The sequence below is a fragment of the Bradyrhizobium sp. UFLA05-125 genome (genome assembly GCF_059803515.1).
This window is the reverse complement of the sequence record NZ_JBANBJ010000003.1, coordinates 105,924-128,857: the sequence shown is the minus strand read 5'-3', so window position 1 is coordinate 128,857 and position 22,934 is coordinate 105,924. Positions and strand designations below refer to the sequence as shown.

The 22,934-nt window shown below is 63.3% G+C and carries 19 protein-coding genes; 7 read left to right on the top strand and 12 right to left on the bottom strand.

Going from position 1 to position 22,934, the window contains the following annotated elements; translation table 11 throughout:
- Nucleotides 1-4 precede the first annotated feature (4 nt).
- Both SO156_RS05770 and SO156_RS05765 read left to right on the top strand, forming a co-directional pair.
- Nucleotides 5-1,738 (top strand): FAD-dependent oxidoreductase, encoded by a 1,734-nt coding sequence (locus SO156_RS05770; protein WP_498534129.1) that lies wholly within the window; start codon nt 5-7, stop codon nt 1,736-1,738.
- Nucleotides 1,739-1,759: 21 nt separating this feature from the next.
- Nucleotides 1,760-2,554: an IclR family transcriptional regulator gene (locus SO156_RS05765; RefSeq protein ID WP_498534128.1), complete on the top strand. Its 795-nt coding sequence runs from the start codon at nt 1,760-1,762 to the stop codon at nt 2,552-2,554.
- A gap of 22 nt (nt 2,555-2,576) precedes the next feature.
- Here SO156_RS05765 and SO156_RS05760 read toward each other — a convergent pair whose 3' ends face one another.
- The 5 genes from SO156_RS05760 to SO156_RS05740 all read right to left on the bottom strand — a co-directional run bounded on the left by SO156_RS05760 (nt 2,577) and on the right by SO156_RS05740 (nt 8,068).
- Nucleotides 2,577-3,305, bottom strand: coding sequence for a GntR family transcriptional regulator (locus SO156_RS05760; RefSeq protein WP_498534127.1), 729 nt, complete (start codon nt 3,303-3,305; stop codon nt 2,577-2,579).
- Nucleotides 3,306-3,322: 17 nt separating this feature from the next.
- Nucleotides 3,323-4,066 carry an aspartate/glutamate racemase family protein gene (locus SO156_RS05755; protein WP_458149873.1) on the bottom strand — a complete coding sequence of 248 codons (744 nt, stop codon included), beginning with the start codon at nt 4,064-4,066 and terminating at the stop codon, nt 3,323-3,325.
- A 9-nt stretch (nt 4,067-4,075) separates the two neighbouring features.
- The gene (locus SO156_RS05750; RefSeq protein ID WP_498534126.1) at nt 4,076-5,341 is read right to left on the bottom strand and encodes an NAD(P)/FAD-dependent oxidoreductase; all 1,266 of its coding nucleotides are present in this window, start codon (nt 5,339-5,341) and stop codon (nt 4,076-4,078) included.
- Nucleotides 5,341-7,005, bottom strand: a complete 1,665-nt coding sequence (locus tag SO156_RS05745) for a thiamine pyrophosphate-binding protein (protein ID WP_498534125.1) — start codon at nt 7,003-7,005, stop codon at nt 5,341-5,343. Before SO156_RS05745 ends, SO156_RS05750 begins: the two co-directional genes overlap by 1 nt.
- A 145-nt stretch (nt 7,006-7,150) precedes the next feature.
- Nucleotides 7,151-8,068, bottom strand: coding sequence for an NAD(P)-dependent oxidoreductase (locus SO156_RS05740; RefSeq protein WP_498534124.1), 918 nt, complete (start codon nt 8,066-8,068; stop codon nt 7,151-7,153).
- Between the two features lie 114 nt (nt 8,069-8,182).
- Here SO156_RS05740 and SO156_RS05735 point away from each other — a divergent pair, with 114 nt between their 5' ends.
- The 3 genes from SO156_RS05735 to SO156_RS05725 all read left to right on the top strand — a co-directional run bounded on the left by SO156_RS05735 (nt 8,183) and on the right by SO156_RS05725 (nt 10,936).
- Complete coding sequence (locus SO156_RS05735) at nt 8,183-9,019, top strand: transporter substrate-binding domain-containing protein (RefSeq protein ID WP_458149877.1); 837 nt, start codon at nt 8,183-8,185, stop codon at nt 9,017-9,019.
- A gap of 105 nt (nt 9,020-9,124) precedes the next feature.
- Nucleotides 9,125-9,853, top strand: coding sequence for an aspartate/glutamate racemase family protein (locus SO156_RS05730; protein ID WP_458149878.1), 729 nt, complete (start codon nt 9,125-9,127; stop codon nt 9,851-9,853).
- 132 nt (nt 9,854-9,985) lie between these two features.
- A complete protein-coding gene (locus tag SO156_RS05725; RefSeq protein ID WP_498534123.1) occupies nt 9,986-10,936 on the top strand; it encodes an alpha/beta fold hydrolase in 951 nt (316 codons plus the stop codon).
- Between the two features lie 18 nt (nt 10,937-10,954).
- Here the strand turns inward: SO156_RS05725 and SO156_RS05720 are convergent, their stop codons facing one another.
- The 3 genes from SO156_RS05720 to SO156_RS05710 form a co-directional block, all read right to left on the bottom strand.
- Nucleotides 10,955-11,383: a universal stress protein gene (locus SO156_RS05720; protein ID WP_458149880.1), complete on the bottom strand. Its 429-nt coding sequence runs from the start codon at nt 11,381-11,383 to the stop codon at nt 10,955-10,957.
- Nucleotides 11,384-11,951: 568 nt separating this feature from the next.
- Entirely contained in the window at nt 11,952-13,466 is a 1,515-nt protein-coding gene (locus SO156_RS05715) for a carboxylesterase/lipase family protein (RefSeq protein WP_498534122.1), read from the bottom strand.
- 19 nt (nt 13,467-13,485) lie between these two features.
- A complete protein-coding gene (locus tag SO156_RS05710; protein WP_458149882.1) occupies nt 13,486-14,823 on the bottom strand; it encodes an MFS transporter in 1,338 nt (445 codons plus the stop codon).
- A gap of 215 nt (nt 14,824-15,038) precedes the next feature.
- On the opposite strand from SO156_RS05710, the gene SO156_RS05705 reads away from it, so the two are divergent.
- Together SO156_RS05705 and SO156_RS05700 are read left to right on the top strand one after the other, a co-directional pair.
- On the top strand, nt 15,039-15,692 hold the full coding sequence (locus SO156_RS05705; protein WP_458149883.1) for a TetR/AcrR family transcriptional regulator: 654 nt from the start codon (nt 15,039-15,041) through the stop codon (nt 15,690-15,692).
- A gap of 238 nt (nt 15,693-15,930) precedes the next feature.
- Nucleotides 15,931-19,296: an adenylate/guanylate cyclase domain-containing protein gene (locus SO156_RS05700; protein ID WP_498534121.1), complete on the top strand. Its 3,366-nt coding sequence runs from the start codon at nt 15,931-15,933 to the stop codon at nt 19,294-19,296.
- A 272-nt stretch (nt 19,297-19,568) separates the two neighbouring features.
- On the opposite strand, the gene SO156_RS05695 is transcribed toward SO156_RS05700, so the two are convergent.
- The 4 genes from SO156_RS05695 to SO156_RS05680 all read right to left on the bottom strand — a co-directional run bounded on the left by SO156_RS05695 (nt 19,569) and on the right by SO156_RS05680 (nt 22,865).
- Nucleotides 19,569-19,775, bottom strand: coding sequence for a hypothetical protein (locus tag SO156_RS05695; protein ID WP_458149885.1), 207 nt, complete (start codon nt 19,773-19,775; stop codon nt 19,569-19,571).
- Between the two features lies 1 nt (nt 19,776).
- Nucleotides 19,777-20,892, bottom strand: a complete 1,116-nt coding sequence (locus tag SO156_RS05690) for an ATP-grasp domain-containing protein (protein WP_458149886.1) — start codon at nt 20,890-20,892, stop codon at nt 19,777-19,779.
- A 378-nt stretch (nt 20,893-21,270) separates the two neighbouring features.
- The gene (locus tag SO156_RS05685; RefSeq protein ID WP_498534120.1) at nt 21,271-22,056 is read right to left on the bottom strand and encodes an ABC transporter permease; all 786 of its coding nucleotides are present in this window, start codon (nt 22,054-22,056) and stop codon (nt 21,271-21,273) included.
- Complete coding sequence (locus SO156_RS05680) at nt 22,053-22,865, bottom strand: ABC transporter permease (protein ID WP_458149888.1); 813 nt, start codon at nt 22,863-22,865, stop codon at nt 22,053-22,055. Before SO156_RS05680 ends, SO156_RS05685 begins: the two co-directional genes overlap by 4 nt.
- Nucleotides 22,866-22,934 lie beyond the last annotated feature (69 nt).

Genomic DNA, 22,934 nt, shown 5'->3' with positions numbered 1-22,934 from the left:
CGGCATGACTGGCGACGCGCGCAACACAGGCGAAACCTACGAGTGCGATGTGCTCGTCGCAGGATCGGGCGCGGCCGGAATGGCGGCCGCGATCACAGCCCGCGCGCGCGGCCTTGACGTGCTGATCGTCGAGAAGGAGCCGCGCTTCGGCGGCACCACCGCGCGCTCCGGCGGCTGGCTCTGGATTCCCGGCACTTCGCTCGCCCGCTCCTATGGCATCGAGGAGAGCCCGGACCAGGCACGCACTTATCTGCGACACGAGGCCGGTAACAATTACGACGGCGCGCGCGTCGATGCCTTTCTCAGCGCTGGCCCCGAGGCGGTCGACTTCTTCACGACGAAGACCGCGCTGCGTTTCGACATGCCGCTGGTATTTCCGGACTACCACGCCGAAGCACCGGGTGGCGCGCAGGGCGGCCGCTCAATGGTGACGCGCCCGTTCGACGGCCGCGAGCTCGGCGACCACATCAAGACGCTGGGTCAGCCGCTGCCCGAGCTCACCGTGTTCGGCATGATGCTCGGATCGGGCAAGGAGATCATCCATTTCATGCGCGCAACGAAGTCGCTGACGTCGGCTGTGTATGTTGCAAAGCGCTTGTCCCGTCACTTGATGGACGTTCTGCGCTACGGCCGCGGCATGACACTGACCAACGGCAATGCGCTGGCAGGACGGCTCGCGAAATCCGCACTCGATCTCGACATTCCAATGTGGCTGTCCGCGCCGTTGCGCGAGCTCACGCTCGAAAACGGCGCCGTCACCGGCGCCATCGTCACGCGCGAAGGACGCGATGTGCGGATACGCTCACGTCGCGGCGTCGTGCTCGCCTGTGGCGGCTTCCCGCATGACGCTGCGCGGCGCAAGAAAATGTTTCCGCACGCGCCGACGGGCAACGAACATTACTCGCCGGGGCCGACCGGCAATACCGGCGACGGTTTGCGCCTTGCAGAAGCCGCGGGCGGGCGGATCGAGGATCGCCTGCCGAACGCGGCGGCCTGGGTGCCCGTCTCGGTGACGACGCGCAAAGACGGCTCAAAAGGCGTGATGCCGCACTTCATCGACCGCGCAAAGCCCGGCGTCATCGCCGTGATGCGCGACGGCAGGCGATTTGCCAACGAGGGCAATTCCTATCACGACTTCGTCCAGGCCATGACGAAGGCGGCGAAGCCCGGCGAGGAGATCGCCGCGTTCCTCGTCTGCGATCACAGGACCTTGCGCAAATACGGCCTCGGCTGCGTTCCGCCCTTCCCGATGCCGCTCGGCCATCATTTGCGCACCGGCTATCTCATGTGCGGCGAGACGCTCGAAGCCCTTGCGGCCAAAGCCGGCATTGACACGAAAGCTTTCACCGAGACCGTCGCGAAGTTCAACGCCACGGCGGGGCAAGGCTACGACGCTGCCTTCGGCAAGGGGTCGAAGGCCTATAACCGCTACCAGGGCGATGCGCTACACGGCCCGAATCCTTGCGTCGCGCCGCTCGAGCGCGGCCCGTTCTACGCCATCAAGATGGTGATCGGCGATCTCGGCACCTATGCCGGCATCGTCACCGACGCCGACGCACGGGCGCTCGATGCCGAAGGCCGGATCATTCCCGGGTTGTATGCCGCGGGCAATGACATGGCGAGTATCATGGGCGGCAATTATCCCGGCGCCGGCATCACGCTTGGGCCGGCGCTGACCTTCGGCTACATTGCCGGCCGACATCTCGCGAGGAGTGCTGCGGAGCGCAGCGCGGCGTGAACGGGAGCCCGGGAAAGCTAGATGAAGAAGGAAAGCCGCGGGATCCAGTCGGTCGAGGTCGGTGGCGAGTTGCTCCGCGCGCTCGCGAAGAGCGGCGAGCCGATGATGCTGCGCGATCTTGCGCGCGAGGCCGGCATGGCGCCGGCGAAGGCGCATCCCTATCTCGTGAGCTTTGTGCGGATCGGGCTCATTGAGCAGGATGAAACGACCGGACGCTACGAGATCGGTGCACTGGCACTCGAGCTCGGCCTGATCAGCCTGCGGCGCCTGTCGGCGGTTCGCATCGCGACGCCGAAGATCAAGGCGCTCGCCGATAGCATCGATCACGCGGTGTCGCTCGCCGTCTGGGGCAGCCATGGTCCAACCGTTGTCCAGATCGAGGAGCCCAGCCATCCCGTGCACATCGCGATGCGCGTCGGCTCGGTCATGGCGCTCCTGGAGACCGCGACCGGTCGCGCCTTTGCTGCGTTCCTACCCTCGAAGACGGTCAATGCAGCTCTTGATAGCGGCCTCGATCGCTTCGGCGTCGGCTACAATCCCAAGCGCGCGACGAAGGGCGCGAAGGTCGCCGAAATGCTCACCGAGGTACGCAACCATGGCCTCGCCCGCGCCCTCGGCGATCCCCTCCCCGGCGTCAATGCGTTCGCAGCGCCCGTGTTCGACCACGCCGGCCACGTCGCGCTGGTGATCACCGCGATGGGACCGGAGGCAACGTTCGACGCCGGCTGGGATAGCAGACTCGCGAATGCGCTGCGCGATTGTGCGGGTGGCATCTCGAAGCGGCTGGGATACGGGACCGTGAAAGCGGCGGAGTGAGGTCGCTCTTCGTCAGCGCGCCTCAATTCGCCGTCTGTCTCGTCGCCGGCATGTAGATCTGCGCGTAGCCTTCCTTGATCGCCGAGGTGATGCGATCGAGCCGCCGGTCGATATGTTTTTCGAGCACGGAGACGCATGTCGCCTCGTCGCGCGCCTTGAGGCCTTCGACGACGGCACGGTGCTCGGCCTGCGTGTTGGAGCGGTTGACGCGGTCCATGTCGATCCAGCGCACGAAACGGATCCGGGCGTTAACGTTGCGCAGTACGCGCAGCATCTCGGCATTGTCAGACATCGCCATCAGTCGCTCGTGAAAGGTCTCATCCAGCTCGACCAGTTCGACCGACGAACGCTCGCCGGGATCGGGGCCGGTGGCTTCGAGGAATTTGAGTAGCGCGTCGATGTCCTCATCCTTGGCGCGCTTGATGGCGAGGCGGACCGAGGCGACCTCGATCGACTTGCGCAGCTCGTAGAGATCGAAGATCTCGTGCGCATCGAGTTCGCGGCAGAAGAAACCCTTGCCCGGCGTGAAGCGCAGGAAGCCTTCAGTATTCAGGCGATTGAGCGCTTCACGCAGCGGCGTGCGGCTCACGCCGAGGCGCTTTGCCAGCTCACCCTCGTTGAGCCGCTCGCCCGGCTTGAACTCGTAGCTCACCGCCATCGCCTTGAGCTGCTCATAGACGCGATCGACGATGCTGTCCGAAGCGAGTTGCAGGTCCTTGTTCTCCAGGTCCTTGTTCATGGGCTTGTTCATGACCAGCTTCTCGAGCTCTAGCCAAACCGGCGCGGCCGCAGTCCGGCATGAAACCACGTGATCATGGAATAAATATCATAGACAGGCAGGCCCACCTCCGCCTGCAATGCAGCAGCGTAAGGCGGCATATTGGTGCATTCAAGCACGATGGCGCCGACATCGGGGTGCTGCGCGACGAGCGCCTTACCGGCATCGACCACATCGCGCTCGGCCTGCGCGATATCCATGTCGTCCTTCTCGGCCTTGATCAGGACGCGGAAGAACTCCTTGCCGTTCTCGGTGCCGACCAGCGGCGTGTCGAGCGGCACGCCGGCACCTTCCAGATGGGCCGGCGACAGGGTCGAGCCCGACACCGTGACGAGGCCGACGCGCTTGCCGGGCGGCAGGGTCGCCTGCACCCACGGCACCTGCATCAACGATGACGTCGCCACCGGTACGCCGACGGCGGCGGCAAGCTCTTTCTGAAACAGCGCGAGGAAGCCGCAATTGGTGGTGATGGCTTCGGCGCCAAGCCGTACCAGCTCCTTCGCCGCGTCGACGAAATCCGGCAGCAGCCCGGCCGCGCCCTTCAGCACGACCTTCTCCGGGCTCGCTCCGCTTACCACGCGATAGAGCACCGGGAACGGCCAGGTCGTGCCGTTACCCATGTCGCCGGGGATGCGGGGAAAGCGCGCTTCCAGCATCAGGATGCCGAGCGGCGCGCCATAGAGCGCCTTGCCACCACGGGCGATGCGGGGTGAGGAATTTTGCGGATAGGTCATGATGCGATCTCAGAGGAAGCGGGCGGGAGCGAACGGTTCGAGCGGAATCTCCGGCGTCTTGCCGCTGACGAGCTGCGCGACGAGGCGGCCGGTGCGGGCCGAGCCGACGAGGCCGATATGGCCATGGCCGAACGCATAGACGATATCGCGCGAGGCGCGGGCATAGCCGATGCAGGGACGGCCATCCGGCATGCTCGGGCGGTGGCCGAACCACATCTTGATGCGTGAGGCCGGAATGTTTTTCGGCAGCTTCGGAAACATGCTCAAGAGATTGTCGCGCAGGATCTCTGCGCGCTTCCAGTTCGGCTCCGCGTCAAGCCCGGCGATCTCGACCGTGCCAGCGGCGCGCAGACCCTTGTTGGTCCAGTTCACGACCATCTTGGCGTCGGAGGCCATCATCGAAGAGCGCGGTCCCGTCTCAGGATGCTTGATCATGACGTGATAGCCGCGCTCGGTCTCGAGCGGCAGCGGATCGCCAACGGACGCGGTGAGCAGTTTTGAGCGTGCGCCCGCTGCGACCACGGCGGCATCGCAGGCGATCTCGCCGGTCTCGGTGAGGACGGCAACGAGCTTGCTGCCGTCGAGCTTGAGGCCGGTCGCCTTGGCGCGCACCAGCTTCGCCCCACGAGCGAGCGCATGATTGGCGAGCGCCGCGACGTAAGCGCCGGGATCGCGACAGCGCCCAGCCTCCTCCACTACCACACCGAATGTGTAGCGCGGATCAAGCTCAGGCTCGCGCTGGCGCATCTCGTCCGAAGAAAGCTCCAGCCATTCGACACCGACGCGCTTGCGGATGCGCCAGCCGAGATCGCCGTCGAAATTCCCGCGCGACGTGAAGACGTGCATCACGCCGTTGCGTTCGATCAGCTCGGAAACACCGGCCTCGTCCGCGAGCTTCTTGTGCAGCAGCGGCGCATCCTTCAGGAGCGCGCGCAGCGCGACCGCCGTCTTCTCAACGCGCGTCTCGGTCCAGCCGGAGAGCAGGTACTTGATCAGCCATGGCAAGGCCTTCGGCAAGTAAGACCAGCGGATCGCGAGCGGACCGAGCGGATCCATCAGATAGCCAGGCACCTTCCTCCAAATGCCGGGCTCGGCCGGCGGGATCACCGAATGCGACGACAACCAGCCGGCATTGCCATAGCTCGCTGCCTGCTCGCCACCGGGCTCACCGGGATCGATCAGCGTGACACGATGGCCTTCGCGCAGCGCCTCTATGGCGCTGATCACGCCGACCGCGCCGGCGCCGATGATGGCAACGTGGCGGCTGGTTGACATCAGAGCGTTTTCTCCTGCGGCACAAAATCCTTGCCGACAGACAGCGCACGCTGATCGAAGATGCAGTGCAGGATCGACGGCTTGCCCGAGGCGAGTGCGCGCTCGAAGGCCGGCGCGAACTCTTCCGTGCGCTCGACGCGCTCGCCATGGCCGCCGAACGCTTTTGCGTACATCGCAAAGTCAGGATTCTTGAGCTGCGTGCCGACCACGCGGCCGGGATAGTCGCGCTCCTGGTGCATGCGGATGGTGCCGTATTGCGCGTTGTCGATCACGACGACGATCAGGGCAGCATCATACTGCACGGCGGTCGCAAACTCCTGGCCGTTCATCAGGAAGCATCCGTCCCCGGCAAACGCCACGACGACACGATCCGGAAATTGCCGCTTGGCAAGCACGCCGGCCGGCACGCCATAGCCCATCGAGCCCGAGGTCGGCGCGAGCTGCGCGGCGAAGGCGTGGAAGCGGTGATGGCGATGCAGCCAGCCGGCGTAGTTGCCGGCGCCGTTGCAGACAATCGCATCCTTCGGCAGGCGGTCGCGCAGCCAAGTCATGACCTGGCCAAACTGGAACGAACCCGGCAGTTCGCGCGCGGTCTCGGTCCAGGCAAGATAATCCGCATGCGCCTTGGCCGCCTCGCCCTTCCAGGCCGGCGTCGCAGCAGGCTTCAGCGTCTCGACGGCCGCGGCAAAGGCTGAGGGAGTCGCCTGGATCGCGAGCGTGGGCTGATAGACGCGGCCGAGCTCTTCCGAGCCTGGATGAACATGGATCAACTTTTGACTCGGCACGGGAATGTCGAACAGCGAGTAGGACGAAGACGGCATCTCCGACATGCGGCCGCCGATCAGCAGGATGACATCCGCGCCGGTGATGCGCGCCCTCAGGCTCGGGCTCGGCCCGATGCCGAGATCGCCGGCATAGTGGGAATGATCGGCGTCGATGAGCGACGCCCGGCGGAACGAGGTCGCGACCGGCAGATCGAACCGCTCGGCGAAGCGCGCGACGCCCTTGGCCGCTTCCGCGGTCCAGCCGGAGCCACCTAGAACGATGAGCGGCGCCTTTGCGCCGGCAAGCATCGCCGTCAGACGTTCGAGATCGGCCGGCGCCGGCCAGCTCACGGCGGGCTCGACGCGCGGCGCATCGGCGACCGCCGCCGTCTCGGTCAGCATGTTCTCCGGCAGCGCGATCACGACGGGACCGGGTCGGCCCTGCATCGCGACGCGGAACGAGCGTGCGACGAGCTCGGGAATGCGATCGGGACGATCGATCTCGACCGCCCACTTCGCCATCGTGCCGAACACCGCCTTGTAGTCGAGCTCCTGGAACGCCTCGCGCTCGCGCATGCCGGTATCGACCTGACCGACGAACAGGATCATCGGCGTCGAATCCTGCATTGCGATGTGGACGCCGTGGCTGGCATTGGTCGCGCCCGGACCGCGGGTGACGAAGCAGATGCCGGGACGACCGGTCAGCTTGCCATAGGCTTCCGCCATCATCGCGGCGCCGCCTTCGGCGCGGCAGATCATCACGTCGATGGAGCTGTCATGCAGTGCATCCAGCGCGGCGAGATAGCTCTCGCCCGGCACGCAGGTGACGCGCTCGACGCCCTGCGCGACCAGCTGGTCGATCAGGATCTGGCCCCCGGTGCGGGCGTTACGAATGCTCATGACGACTCCCTGAAAGGCTTTGGCGTTGCGATCGAGCGCGCGCCAGTTTGTTCTGAGGTGGCGTAGGACAGGCGGACGGAGCACGCAAGATCGAAAGGCTTCTCGTATCCTGCGCCGACATCATGCCTGTCCCCGATGTTTGCAACTACCGGCCAGTCGCGATGATGCGGCGGCAATGATCCAGCGCCGCACCGATGAGATTGTCGCTCGCCTCCGGCGTACGGAACGCCGAATGTGCCGACAGCGTCACGTTCGCAAGCTTGGTCAGCGGATGGCCAGTCGGCAGCGGCTCGACGGTGAAGACGTCGAGGCCGGCATGCCCGATATGGCCTGCGCGCAGCGCCTCGATCATGGCGTCTTCATCGACCACTGCGCCGCGCGCCGTGTTGATCAGGATGCTGCCTGGACGCATCATCGCGATGCGCTCGCGGGAGAGGAATCCTTTGGTCTCATCATTGAGCAAAAGATGCAGCGAGACGACGTGGCTCTCCGTCAGCAGCTTTTCCAGCGTGACGAAGTCGACGCCCGGATGCGCCTTCGGCGTCCGGTTCCAGGCGATTACCTTCATGCCGCTGCCGTGCGCCATGCGTGCGGCTTCAGCGGCGATGCCGCCAAAGCCGATCAGGCCGAGCGTCTTGCCGGTGAGCTGGACGGCGTCGCGGCGCAGCCAGTTGCCCTCGCGCATGCCGCGATCCATCTCGCCAAACCCTTTTGCGGAGGCCCACATCAGCGCGATCGCGCATTCGGCGACCGCGGTGTCGCCATAGCCCTTGATGGTGTGGACAGCGATGCCGTGCTGGCCAAGCTCGTCCGGATTCATGTAGCTGCGCGCGCCGGTGCCGAGGAAGACGATATGCTTCAGAGCCGCACACTTCGCGGCAACCGCCATCGGCACTGCGGTGTGATCGACAATCATGATCTCCACGCCGTCCAGGAGGCGCGGCAGGTCGTCGGGCGAAATCCCGGGGTCGCGGTTGATGCCGACCGGGAGGCTGTCCGCACGCAGCAGCTTTTCGGTGACGGCGGCAAGCGTGTCGTTGGCATCGACGAACAGGGCACGCATCGGCTGATCTTTCTATTTCCAGGTCAAAAATACCGTATTGCATTTTAAGCTGAATACAGAAATAGTCCAGAAGCCGGGGTTGGATGTCAGGGGTAACTGCCCAGGAGAACTGCCATGAATCGCAGGGACGCACTCACCACCGTCGCCCTCGCCGGCGCTGCGATGGCCGCAGCCACCTCGGCCAGGGCTGACACCGCACCAAGCTCCACCCTCGACCGGATCAAGAAGAACGGCGTGCTGCGCATCGCGGTCATCGCCGGCCAGGATCCCTATTTCCACAAGGACCTCGCCACTAATCAATGGTCGGGCGCCTGCATCGACATGGCGAACGACATTGCCGGCAAGCTCGGCGCCAAGGTCGAGACCCTGGAATCGACCTGGGGCAACCAGATCCTCGATCTCCAGGCCGAGAAGATCGACCTTGCCTTTGCCGTGAACCCGACGCCCGAGCGCGCGCTGGTCATCGACTTCTCCTCGCCCATCCTGGTGCACTCCTTCACCGTCATCACCAAGAAAGGTTTTGCCAAGCCGCAGACCTGGGCCGAGATCAACAAGCCCGAGGTCAAGATCGCCGTCGACATCGGCTCCACGCACGAGACGATCGCACGGCGCTATTGCCCGAAGGCGACGATCCTCGGCTTCAAGGAGCGCAACGAGGCAATCCTTGCCGTCTCCACCGGACGGGCGGACTGCAACATATCGCTCGCCGTGCTATCGGTCGCGACGTTGAAGAAGAACCCGACGCTCGGCGAGCTTGCGGTACCAAAACCGCTGCTCACGCTGCCGACCAATCTCGGCATCCGCACTGAGGCCGATCGGCGCTACAAGGATTTCCTCAGCGCCTGGGCCGATTACAACCGCGCGCTGGGCCAGACCCGCGAATGGCTGCTCAAGGCCTTTGAAACCGTCGGCCTGACTGCCGAAGACATTCCCGGCGAAATTCAGTTCTGATCGCCACCGATACGTGTCCGGAAGTACGCGGCGCTCAAGCCGCGGGTGGCTTCACGCCGGCTCGATCTCTCGTCATGAGGTCCGGTTTCTCGAAGGAGAAGAACCATGAAGCTGCGTGGCGGCTACACGAACTACGGTGAGACCATCGGCATTCTGATGCTCGACACCCGTTTCCCGCGTCCGCGCGGCGACATCGGCAACGCGCTCTCCTATGATTTTCCGGTGCGCTACAAGATCGTGCGCGGCGCCCATGCCACCAGGATCATGGGCGACCATCCCGACCCGGCGCTGATCGAGCCGTTCATCGCAGCCGCCCGCGAACTGGAGGCAGAAGGCGTGAAGGCGATCACGACGAGCTGCGGTTTTCTTGCGCCGTTCCAGAGACAGATCGCCGCCGCGGTGAACATTCCGGTCTTCACGTCGAGCCTGATCCAGGCGCCTCTGATTCACGCCATGCTGCCGCCGGGCAAGGTCATCGGCCTCTTCACCGAGCGCGGTCATCACATGAATGAGGGGCATTTCCGCGGCGTTGGCTGGTCGCAGGACGAGATTCCCGTTCAGGTCCAGGGCATGAAGCCCGACGCGCAATTCCCCGCGACCTACATTATGGGCCGGGAGGAATTGGACACCGACGTGCTGCGCGCCGAGATGATCGAGATGACGGAAGCCTTCATGGCGTCCTGCAAGAATCCCGGCGCCATTCTGTTCGAATGCACCAACATGTGTCCGTTCTCGAGGGACGTCGCCGAAGTGTCGGGCCTTCCGGTGTTCGACATCAACACGCTGATCCATTTCTTCTACCGTGCCGCCAATCCGGTCGCCTTCCTGCGCTAGGCTCGGACCGCTCGCAAATGCGTGAGACGCCGGAGCGCTGAACATCATGTTCAGCCTGCCGCATCTCTTGGTCATTGACAGCAAAAGCCGGCATCGCCGACCTTCGCTGCACAATAATCAGGGGAGGATTTCATGATCACGCGGCATCCGCGCCTCGTCGCCAGCGCAGCCGTAGCGGCAGCGCTCGCGCATTTCGCTTTCGTCAGCCCGGCCGGCGCCGAGGAGAAGACGATCAAGGGCGGCGTGCCGGTTAATCTGGCGACATTGCAGCCCGGCGTCACCTACACCGACATCCCGAACGGCTTTGCGCGACCGCATCTGATGATGGACATCATTAAGCCGGTCAGCGACAAGCCGGTGCCAGCGATCGTCTTCGTCTCCGGCAATGGCTGGCGCAGCATCGACCGCGCGGCGCTGATCCCGCAGCTCTCACCGATCGCCAAGGCCGGCTACCTCGTCGCCGCGATCGACTACCGCATCATCGGCGAAGCCAACTTCCCGAAGCCGCTCGAGGACGTGAAGACCGCGATCCGCTTCCTTCGCGCCAATGCCAAGACCTACAACGTCGACCCCGACCACATCGCCGTCTGGGGCAATTCCGCCGGCGGCCATCTCTCGGCGATGGCGGCGACCACCGGTGAGATGAAGGAGTATGACAGCGACCGCTGGCCCGGCCAGTCCAGCGCCGTGCAGGCGGCGGTGATCTTCTACGGCCCGATGGACCTCTCCCATCGCATGGATGCCAGTGCCGTCAACGGCAGCCCGGGCATGTCGGTGGAGAGCGCCTTCCTCGGCTTCGATGCCAAGGATCCGGCCAATGCCGAGAAGGTGAAGAAGGCCAATCCGATTGCGCAAATCTCTGACAAGACGCCGCCGATGCTGATCGTGCACGGCACCAAGGACATCGTCGTTCCCATCAGCGAAAGCGAGGAGCTCTATGCGGCACTCACCGCGGCCAAGCGTCCCGCCACCTTCATCCGGGTCGAAGGCTCCGGCCACAGCTTTGGCCAGGTCAGCAGCAACCCCGAGGTGATGGCGGAGGTGCTCGCCTTCTTCGATCGCACGCTGAAGGGCAAGCCCTGAGCTCGCGCGAGCGGTCTCTCACTGACAAACGAGGACGGGGATTCTCGCCTGCGTCAGCACCTTGTTTGTCACGCTGCCGATGAGAAGCATCGAAAGCCCGCTGCGCCCATGCGATGACATCACGATGAGATCGCAGCCTTTGTCCTCGGCTGCCGCGATGATGGCTTGATGGGGGTGCCCGCTCTCCGTTTGAATCGTCTCGCAGGAAACACCGGCGGCCTTGGCCGCATTTGCCGCGCGATCCAATACGCTCCTGGCTTGTTCCTTGCGCAGCTCGGCATATGTTGCGACGGCTTCGAGGAACCGTCCCGTCAACTCTGAAAACGGTTCCACGACGAAGATCACGGATACTTTCGCTCCAAGGGATTTCGCCAACGCCAGTCCATGCGCCACCCCATGCTCTGCCAGCTCCGACCCATCTGTCGGAATGAGAATATGCCGGTACATGCATCACCTCCCGATTGTCCGGACGTATCCCTGCCCTCCGAAGGTTGAGCCCGCGATCCCGATACCCGTCTTGAGCTAAATCAATCTTTTGCGCGCCGCTGACGCCCGAACAATTGGCCAGTTTTTCCACGTCGAAGGCTACGGGCCTCAGCCTTGGCCGGAAAAGAGCCGTGCAACGAATTGCAGTCAGCCAAGTTGATTGTGCTCGGAAGTTGCGGATTGGAGCAACGTCATGTCTATGTCCAAAGTTCCTGCAGCGCTTCTCGTGATCGGTGCGATATCACTCTGCGCACCTGCAATGGCCGCCCCGATCACTCCTTTATCCACGACTGCCAAGCCGGTGGTACAGGAAAGTGACGCAGTCCAAGTGCGTTGGCACTGGCACTGGGGCCATTGGCACGGCGGAAGCTATCGGTGCGCCCCCTACTGTCGTTGGGGCGGCTAAGGTCCGTAGCCCGCATGAAGCCGGCGCGGAGCGCCGCCCGATGACAGGCTCCGCGGAATGCGGGGCCGCGAGACCCGGATTTCGCTGCGCTCCATCCGGGCTACGGGGCGGGCGTCAACGCACTCAACCTGCCCGCATCATCGTCTTGTCGCCGGCGGCCGGGGCGGATCGGCCCTCAAGCTCCGCCCAGAGGCGGAAGCGCTCGCCCACGTTGAGGCGGGCAATATGGAACGGCCGGTCGAAGATGGCGAGGGGTTCCTTGCCGAGCTCGAATCGCGGCCAGGCGTCGGCTGTATCCGGTGCACCAGTCGCGACGAAGCGCAGCATGCTGGCCTGCAGGCGTGTGGCGACTTCGATATCGCCGGGTGTCATCAGGCCGCCCTTGCGCCGAAGGATGGGGCGATCGACGAACTTAGGCAGGTGCGCCCAGACGCAGGCATTGTCCGCGCCGTGCGTCGGCCCCTGTGACAGGAACGGCTCCAGCGCGGGACGATGGTCGAAGCGGTTCAGCCAGACAGCACCGCCGGCCGCACACTGATGGCGCGCAATCGCGGCCAGCGGCCGATGCCAGAATGCATCCGACAGCAACGCCTCGTAAGAATCTTCATCGAGACGGGCCGTCGCGCGATAGCAGCCGAGCAGGCGCTCAAAACCGGCGTCACCGAAGGCCGAACGGATGTGCCGCTCGGTGACGCGGATCATCGCGGCAGGCGGCGAGCTCTTCAGGAACATCACCATCTCGTCGCGGCAGGAGCCGAGCCAGAGCGGGACATTACGTAACGCGCCATCGGCAATGGCGTCGACCGGATCGCGGGGGATCACTGCGCCATCCAGCACCGGGCCGAACACGGTGCCGGCATCCGTCCCGTCCGCCAGCCTGCGACCCACGCTTTCCACCGCCGAGAAGATCTGCGCCAGCGGCACGGCTGCGATGGCGCTCGCATCGTCTTCCAGCCCGAGCTCTGCGATCACCCGTCGCGTCACCTCATCGGCGTGCGCAGGGTTCATGATGCCGCGGCCCGGTGCGCTGAAGGCGATGGCCCGCGCGAACTTGCCCTTTGCTTGCGGCAACGTGGCCAGCGCGATCACAATTGAAGCACCGGCAGACTGGCCGAACAGCGTCAGCGCATCGGGATCACCGCCGAAATTCGCGATGTTGGCGCGCACCCAGTCGAGCGCAGCGAGCGCATCCGACATCGCGAGATTGCTGGCCTCCGCCAATCTACCGCCGAGGCGATGCAGTTGCAGGAAGCCGAGCGGCCCGAGCCGGTAGTTGATGGTGACGACGACGGCCGGCCCCTGCGCGGCGAGGAAGCCGCCGTCATAATCGGCGCCGCCGCCGGTAACGAAAGCGCCGCCGTGGATGAAGAACAGCACCGGCAAGGGCCGATCGGCCGCGGCCGGTGCAAAGATGTTCAGGCTGAGACAGGCCGCTTCATTCGCATGATCGAGATGGCCGGGCTGCGGCGCGTAGGCGCCGTACGCCGTGCAGGCGATCGGCTCCGACCACGCGCGCGGCGGCACCGCTTTCGCGAAGCGTCGCGCGGTCGCATAGGGCACGCCCCTGAAGGCGCGCACGCCCTTCTGCTCAAGGCCGAGGATCGGTCCACTCGTGGTCGAAACTGCCTGCGTCAACATGCGAACGTCGCTCCTTGCTTCAACCGCGCCGTCTGCCGAGATCGGCGATGTCGACCCTGTGCGTCTCCCGCGCCGTTGCGGCAGCCGCAGCCGAGATCACGCAGCAGGCGGCGACGAAGATCGCGACGGGAATCCAGCCCTGCGGCCCCTCGCCGACCAGGCTCGCACTCACCAGCGGCGTGAAGCCGGCGGCGAGGAAGCCGAGCTGGGTGCCGATCGCCGTGCCGGAATAGCGCACGCGCGCTTCGAACATCTCCGCATAGAACGACGGCCAGATCGCGTTTGGCGCGGAATAGACGATGTACATGCCAATCGCGGCGGCGAAGATCGCCGGCGTGCTGCCCGACGTCACCAGCATGAAATAGGGAAACAGCAGCACGGCACAGCCGAGCACGCCGCCGATGAACACCGGCTTGCGGCCGATCCTGTCGGCGAGCAACGCCCAGAGCGGCTGCGCAACCAGCGCCACGACATTGCCGAGCACGCCGGCCCACAGCATGGTCGGACGCGCAACGCCGAATTTGCTGGTGGCATAGCCGAGTGCGAACACCGCGGTCAGGGTGCTGACGGTCGCGATCAACGCGCAGACGATCACGCGCAGCACGTCCGGCCAGTAGTCGCGCAAGAGCGCGACGACTGGAAAGCGGGCGACCTGATCCTTGTCCTTGATCTCCGCGAAGACCGGCGTCTCCGGCATGGTCCGCCGCACGAGGTAGGCGACCAGCAGCACCAGCGCGGAGAGCAGGAACGGAATGCGCCAGCCCCAGCTCAGCAATTGATCTTCCGGCATGCTGGCGACGGGAATGAACACCAGCGTCGCCAGGATCGCGCCTGCCTGCGTGCCGCTCAGCGTCCAGCTCGTGAAGAACGCGCGGTTGGAGTTGGCGGAATGCTCGAGCGTCAGCGAGTTCGCGCCGCTCTGCTCGCCGGCCGCCGACAGGCCCTGCAACAGGCGCAGCAGCGTCAGGATGATCGGCGCGGCGTTGCCGATCGTCTTGGCATCCGGCAACAGGCCGATCGCAAGCGTCGAGGCGCCCATCACCACCAGCGTGAACAAGAGCACCGTCTTGCGCCCGATGCGGTCGCCGAAATGGCCGAGGATCACGGCGCCGACGGGACGCGCGATATAGCCGATGCCGAACGAGAGCAGCGCGAGCAGCGTCGCCGTCGAGGGATCGACATTGGCGAAGAACACTTTTGGAAAGATCAGCGCGGCCGCAGTTCCGTAGATGAAGAAGTCGTAGTATTCGAGCATGCTGCCGACGAAGCTGACGAGCGCGGCGCGCTTCGGCAGCTTGTTCTGCGCGGCTTCCGTTGCGACGGGCGCGTGCAGCGATGCAGTTGACGTCAACGTCATGAAATTCCTCCCCGTGTGATGTGCGGCAGATCCCGCGTCTTTGCCGGCGACCATGCTGGGCTGCGCCGGAGCAGCGGTGACTTGCCGTCACTCTGTTTCCCTCATAATGTACGAACTAGTACGTTTACGCAAGGCCACATCGAAGCCGTGCCCGGAGTTGCGAAATTTGCCTTCACCTTCAAGGTGATCCATACAAACTGGCGGGAGAAACCGTGATGCTGAAGCGCATGCCCCCTGCCCACAAGCGCACCAACGACCCCGAGCGCACCAAGCGCGACATCATCGAAGTGGCAACGCAGGAATTCGCCTCCGAGGGCTATTCCGGCGCGCGGGTCGACGCGATTGCTGCACGCACCCGCACCTCCAAGCGGATGATCTATTACTATTTCGGCGGCAAGGAGCAGCTCTATCTCGCGGTGCTGGCGGAGGCCTATCGCAACATCCGTGCGCTGGAGGACCAGCTTGACATCGAGCGCTGCGACGCGCGCGAAGGCTTGCGGCGTCTGATCGAGGCGACCTTCGACCACGATGAGCGCAATCCGAACTTCATCCGCCTCGTCAGCATCGAGAACATTCACCACGGCAAGCATCTGAAGCAAAATCCGCAACTGCGCCAACTCAACGCCAGCGTGATCGCAACGCTCGACGGGATCCTCGCGCGCGGCCGCAAGGAAGGCGCCTTTCGCAGCGACGTCGACGCCGTCGACCTGCATCTTGCCATCAGCTCCTACTGCTTCTTCCGCGTTGCCAACCGCCACACCTTCGGCGCCCTGTTCGATCGCGATCTGAGCGAGCCGAAAATACTGGCGAAGAGCCGGACGCAGATCGTGGAGATGATTTTGGCGTGGCTGGCGAAAGCGAACGGTTAGCAATGCCGCTTGGCGGCCCGTTCGGGCGGCTTGCGTCGGAGCGGAAGAGCTTCTACATCCCAGCCGTCATTCCCCGCGAAAGTGGGAAATCCAGACACGCGGCACCAAAGCCAGCGAAGCTTTTAATTGCGTCAAATGCAGCATTCTGGGCCTTCAGGCTTAGCGGCTGGACAGAAAACTAGCTTGTTGGCAATTGAGTTCGACGGTACCGTGGGCACGGCTTTTCTTAGGAACGTAAATGATTTGCCCGAGGTGCCAGCACCTAAACGGCGCAGCGGCGAAGTTCTGCGAACAATGTGCTTTAGCGCTGACACGCGTTTGCACAAACTGCGGCACTGAGGTTTCACCGACGGCCAAGTTCTGTTCGCATTGCGGTCACTCAACGGGTCAGGGCGTCGCAAACTACCTGTCTGCGCACTCTCGGGCGGTGAGACCTCGGACTGCCCAGCTCATCCCTGACGACACTCTCACCGCCACCGCCGAACCCGCGGGTGAACGAAAGCAGGTGAGCATGCTGTTCGCAGACATCACCGGCTCACTGGCCCTGATATCCGGCCAGGATCCGGAGAGCGCGCAGGCGATCCTCAACCCTGTGCTCGAGCGGATGTGCGAGGCCGTCCACCGTTATGAGGGTACGGTCAACAGGATCCTCGGTGACGGTATCATGGCGATTTTTGGCGCGCCGCTCGCCCATGAGGATCATGCCGTGCGGGCTTGTTACGCCGCGCTGATGATGCAGGACTCCGTGGCCCAATTGGCGGACGATACCGAGCAGTCTGACCATGAGCCCCTCAAGATTCGCGTCGGGCTCAACTCGGGCGAAGTTGTCATCTGCGCAATCAGCAACGAGCTTGACATGGAATACACCATTGTCGGCGAGGCCGTGCACGTGGCTTCCCGCATGGAGCAGATGGCGCAGCCCGGCTCGATCTTGACGACGAGAAAGACCATCCGATTGGCTGAGGGATACGTCATGGCGCGGTCGCTGGGGCCGCTGCCGGTTAAGGGGCTTGCCGAGCCCGAGGAGGTCTATGAGCTCATCGGAGCGGGGCCGGCGCGCACTCGTTTGCAGGCCGCGACGCTTCGGGGCCTGACCCAGTTTATCGGCCGCGAGGCCGAGCTCGATGAGCTGCGTCGCGCACAGCAGCTGGCCGACGCGGGATCGGGTCAATCGGTGGCGATCATTGGTGAGGCGGGCGTGGGCAAGTCACGTCTCGTCTATGAGTTCACCCATGCCAATCGGCTGCTCGGTCTGCTTGGCTGGCTGGTACTCGATAGCACGTCGATCTCGCATGGCAGAGCGACCAGCTACTTGCCGGTCATCGCGCTTCTCAAGAGCTACTTTGGCATCCAGGACCGGGATGAGCTTCATGAGATGCGCCGAAAGGTGGTCGACAGGATCTTCGCCCTCGACGAAAAGCTGGAACCGACGCTTTCCGCGCTGTTGGCGCTGCTCGATATCCCGGTCGATGACCAAAGCTGGCATGCGCTCGATCCAATTCAGCGCAGACGTCGCAATATCGAGGCCGTGAAGAGTTTATTGCTGCGCGAGGCTTGCAAGCAACCGGTCCTCTTGATCTTCGAGGACCTCCACTGGGTGGATAACGAAACGCAGGAATTGCTCGATGCCTTGGTCGCTGCCCTGGGATCGGCTCGCCTCATGCTGCTTGTCAGTTATCGCCCCGACTACCAGCACAACTGGGGAAGCAAGGAAAACTACCACCAGATCCGGCTGAGCGCGTTGCCGACCCGCGACACGCGCTATCTGCTGGAGGCACTCCTCGGTGAAGATCCTGAGCTCGCGTCACTCAAGCAGCTTCTGATCGCGCGTGGCGGCAATCCCTTCTTCATCGAGGAAACAGTCCGCTCCCTGGTGGAGACCCAATACCTCGCCGGAGAACGCGGTCACTATCGGTTGTTGCGTCCGACTGGAAATGTTCAGGCTCCCCCTACCGTCCAGGCCATTTTGGCGGCGCGCATAGATCGGCTGCTTCCTGGTGACAAGAATCTGTTACAAATTGCTTCAGTTGCAGGCCGAGAAACTCCGTTGGCGGTCCTTCGCCCGATGGCCGACCTGACGGAAGGCGCACTGGACGATGCGCTGGATCGGCTGCTGGCGGCCGGCTTTCTCTACGAGTCCGGATTCTTTCCGGACGTGGAGTACTCGTTTGTGCACGCACTCACCCATGAGGTAACATATGACGGCTTGCTGCGGGCGCGACGGCGCGCGCTGCACGCGCGACTAGTCGGCACAATTGAGAATCTGTATCGGGACCGCATCGGCGAGCACATTGAGCGCCTTGCGCAACATGCGGTTCGTGGAGAGTTGCCGGACAAGGCTGTTCGATACCTGCGGCAGGCCGGACTGAAGGCGCTCTCGCGGTCGGCGCTCGAGAACGGGCGAGTCTGGTTCGAACAGGCGCTCGCGATCATCGAGAAGCTACCCGAAACCAAAGACAATATCGAACTTGCCATCGATATTCGCTTTGACCTCAGAAACGCACTTCATCCCTTGGGCCACCTTGAGAAATGCCTGGGCCAGCTTCAGAGAGTGGAGGCACAGGCGATACAACTCGAGGACAAGCGAAGGCTTGGTCAGGCATCATCGTTCATCTGCCAATACTACCGCTTGCTGGGCGAGTTGGGCCCGGCGATCGAGGCCGGCGAACGCGCGATGGCCATAGCGGACGAATTGGACGACCTGTCGCTTCGGACGATAGTCAGCGGGCATTTAGGGGCAGCTCTGACGGCACGGGGAGATCATCATCGTGCGGTACAAATATTGTCTGAGGCTGTTGGGCGCCTTCGAGGTGATCTCGCCTCCGACACGATGGGCACGACCGGGGTTCAAGCCGTTTTCAGGCGGGTCTATCTGGTGTGTTCGCTTGCCGAGCTCGGCGAGTTCGACCATGCCTTGCGCCTTGCGGAAGAGGCCATGGAAATTGCCAAAGTTGCCAACCACGTCTACAGCGTTGGGTTCTCCCTTTACGGAGCTGGCACCGTTCTGGCCCTTCGGGGCGAGGCGCCGCGAGGCATTAGCGTCCTTGAGCAGGGCCTCGAGCTCTGCCGCTCATGGATTCTGCCGCTGATGATACCGCTCATCGGCACGTCCCTTGGATATGCCTATTGCCTCTCCAATCGCCTCGACGAGGCCATCGTATTGTTGGAGGAAACCGAACGAGAATCGACCGCAATGCACCGCCTGGGCGGGCTCGCCATGACCCTGGTCCGGCTAGGCGAGGCTTACCTGCGAAAGCTTCGGACGGTCGAGGCTGAGCGGTGCGGTCAACGGGCACTGATGCTCTCACGCAAACATGGCGAGCGCGGCCACGAAGCTTATGCACTGCGATTGCTCGCTGAGCTTGGCGCGACAGACGCTGCTCACCTTGATGAATGCCAGACAAATTTTCTCGAGGCGCTGCGCAGGGCCGAGGAGCTCGGTCTGCGACCTCTTGCGGCTCAATGTCACCTCGGGCTCGGAAAACGCTACCGGTGGATCGGCCAGCAGACGAGCGCCGAACAGCACCTCAACATCGCCGCAGCCCTGTTCTCGGAACTCGGGATGCAATTCTCGCAGGAGGAGCATGCCGCGTGTGGCAGCTAGCTCAATCTTCCCGCGACTAAAGCGCGATGAGATTAGGATGAATCGTCATCGCGCTTTAGGTTGCCGTTTTTGAGCATGATCTCCGGGCAAACGCGGCCCTTCGGGTCCGGATCATCCCTTAGCGGCGGGCGGCGGTTTCGACCTCGATGCTGCTGATCTCCAGCCCACAGGATCGCGCGAGAGCTCGCAGCTCGAGCTGGATCGTCTCCAGCTGATGGCTATCGAGGTCTCGATCGATCGTGACCGTCGCGACGACCTGTTTCTCCGTTTCGCTACTTTGCAGCTTTCTTCTTTTTCTTTTTCTTGGCCTTTTGCGCATCGTGATAGGCTTTGGTCGACTTCCAATCTTTCTCAAATTCCCTGACTCCGGCCTGGAATTGACGAAGCAGTTTACGCGTCTCTGTGCTTTTGGGTGTGACTGCCACCCGGATAAACGTGCGACCCTTGTTAACTCGTTTGTAGACCTTGATATCCGCCATACTATTTGCCCCTTGCCTGCAAGCGGCCCCGACGGGGGCCTGCCCCTTGCCAAGGTTTCTTGATGTTATCTGAGAATTCGGAAGCATGGAAGATGCAGGGAGCGCCATCGATGCCTCTCAGCATGTACCAATCCGGAGCGGCGTCGTAACTGCTCTCAATATCGACCCGCACACCTTGCGCCAGCCGGACAAAGCTCGTGGCCATGTTGTGCTTTCCAACCAGGTCGAAGATGTTGGTTGCGGACGAAAACCGGCCTGCGTTGATTTCCGTGATGCAAGGAACGCCGTGTGCATTCTCTTTGAGATCGACGCTGAAAACGCCGGACACTTTTGCATCAAGCAATCGGATCGCCCGTGTACAGGTGTCGACGATCTTCGGTTCGAATACGGTCTTTGCGAGCGCTGCTACGGAAGACACCTCCGCTGGTTGGCTGCCCGTCCCGAGATAGGAAAGCCGTTCATACGTCTTGATCAGCACCAGTTCGCCATCCTTCCAAAGGCTTTGACAGCCGAAATCGCGGCCTGGCAGGTACTCTGAAAGCATAAACGAGGAGACAGGCACGCCGCGCATCTCCTTCCAGTACCGGATCCAGCTGCGCGCCTGCTCCGGCGTCCGGACCGGCAGCGCACCAAGCGCGCCGGCCCCGTCCCGAACACGGCACCATAGTGGCCTGCTGCCCCTCAATTCCTGAAAGATCCTGGTGATGTGCCTCAGATCCTTGACCTGATAGCTCGCGGGGGCGTCGACGCCGTTGTCGCGCAAGAGCGCAATGAGACGATTTTTGTCCCGGCAGATTTCGAGCACCGATGCGCGTGGCAGGAACAGGTATTCACTCAGGTGCTTACGCACGCGTGACAAGCTATCCGGGTCAGAATCAACCGTAGGAACAATTAGATCCAGGCCTTCTGTTTCGACGATCCATCGCAATGCCTTGGGCCATTCCGGATGGTCCACCGGCGGAACGAGATAGTGTCTGTCCGCGTCGGATTTCTTCAGAGTGAACTGGTCGTCATTACAACCGACTATGAAGACAGGCTCGGCCCCCCTTCGCAAGCTGCGGGCCAGATTGTTGCTCGGAGCGTGACCAGCATTCGTAAAGAGCAATCGCGCAGCCAACTAACCTCTCCTGTCTCTCACAGCGAAATGTCGTCCCCAGAAGACACTATGGATCATAAGGCATGAAATAGACATTTAATTTCCGCTGAGCCGTCGCCTCACCGGAGCGGTGTCTTCCGAACGATCCGCACAGCCACTCCTGTCATGCGGTGCGCTGAGGTTCGCGCGCCTGAACGGCTGCGATCGCCCGACGCTTCCGTGATGGCGCCACCCCATCAGCCTCACCGCATTGCCTGCGGCCAGATGCGTCTTTCGCGCCGTTCTGCCAGATGCGTCAATACCTTACGCCGCGCAAGGCACCCCCGCCGGCGAATCGCTGTTCTACTTTGCATGGGGTTGTTTTCGCAACTTTGGCTGCAAGCGCCCCGATGGGCCGCCTCACCCGCTCTTCCGCTGCCGGGCGCTCGCCAGCAGGACCAGCATGAAGGACGCCGCCGTCATCAGCGTCGAGATCGCGGCAATGGTCGGATCGATCTCGTCGCGAAGTGCGGTGAACATGCGCTTGGTCAGCGGCTGGTACTGACCACCCGAGATGAACAGCGCGATGATGGTCTCGTCCATCGCCGAGATGAAGGCGAAGATCGCGCCCGCCACCACGCTCGACTTGATCTGTGGCAGCGTCACCGCGAAGAAGCTGCGCAGGCGATTCATGCCGAGGCTGCGCGCGACCATCTCCTGCGCGGGATCGAAGCTTTGCAGGCCCGCGAGCACGGAGATGACGACGTAAGGCAGACCCAGCATCACGTTGGCGAGCACGAGGCCCGGCAGCGTCGCGACCAGCCCGACCCTTGCATAGATGAAGAAGATGCCGACCGCTGTAATGATGATCGGGACCACCAACGGCAAGAGCAGCACCATGTGGATCATGCGCATGACGCGCAGTTTCGACTGGCTGATCGCGTAGGCCGCGGCGACGCCGAGCGGCGTTGCGATCACGACCGTGAAAGCCGCAACGATCAGGGTTACCTGCGTTGCCTGCATCCAGGCAGGATTCGAAAAATATTGCTGGTACCAACGCAGCGACAGCGAAGGTGGCGGGAAGGTCAGGAAGCGCGCGCTGGAGAACGAGATCGGCACGATGATCAGCACTGGCAGGATCAGATAGATCAGTACCAGCGCGCAAGCCGCGATCAAGGCGATCCGGGTTGGCGAGATTGTTCTCATTTCTGCCCCAACACGCGATCGAGCGAGATGAAGCGGCTGACGACGAAGAAGATGAGGAGGACGCTGAGCAGAAGGACCACGGCGACCGCGCTCGCCGCACCGAACTGGTTGTAGAGCTCGACATTCCGGCTCACCAGCATCGACACCATCACCGTGCGTCCGCCGCCGAGCAGCTCCGGCGTGATGTAGAAGCCGAGGCACAGCACGAATACCATGGTCGAGCCGGCGAGCACGCCCGGCAGCGATAGCGGCAGGAAGACGCGGAAGAAGGTGAACGCCGGACTCCCACCCAGGCTCGCACCGGCCTGCATCAAATCGTTCGGAATCTTCTGCATGGTGGCGTAGAGCGGCAGCACCATGAAGGGCAAGAGGATGTGCACGGTCGCGACCACCGTGCCGAAAGTGTTGTGGACCAGCGCCAAGGGCTCACCGATCACATCGAGGTAGCGCAGGAACTGATTGATCACACCGGTGCGCTGAAGCAGCGCGAGCCAGGCATAGGCGCGCACCAGTACGCTGGTCCAGAACGGCAGCACGACCAGCGCCAGGATGACGACGCTCCACGCCCTCGGCACCGCGTTCGCGGCATAGGCCACCGGATAGCCGAGCACGAGCGCAAGCACCGTCACCAGAAGGCTGATCTCGAAGGTCAGCGCGAAGCTGCGCCAGTAGATGTCCTCGGTGAAGACGCGGCGATAGTGCTCGAGCGTAAAACCGTCGTGATAGATCGACTGCCAGGCGAGCCAGCCGACCGGCAGCACGATCAACAAGAGAATGACGAGCAGCGCGGGCGACACCAGAGCCAGCATCAGGCCGTCCTCGCGACGCTGATGTCTGAGCGAAGGATCTGGTTTTGATGTCGTCAACGCTGCCTCGCT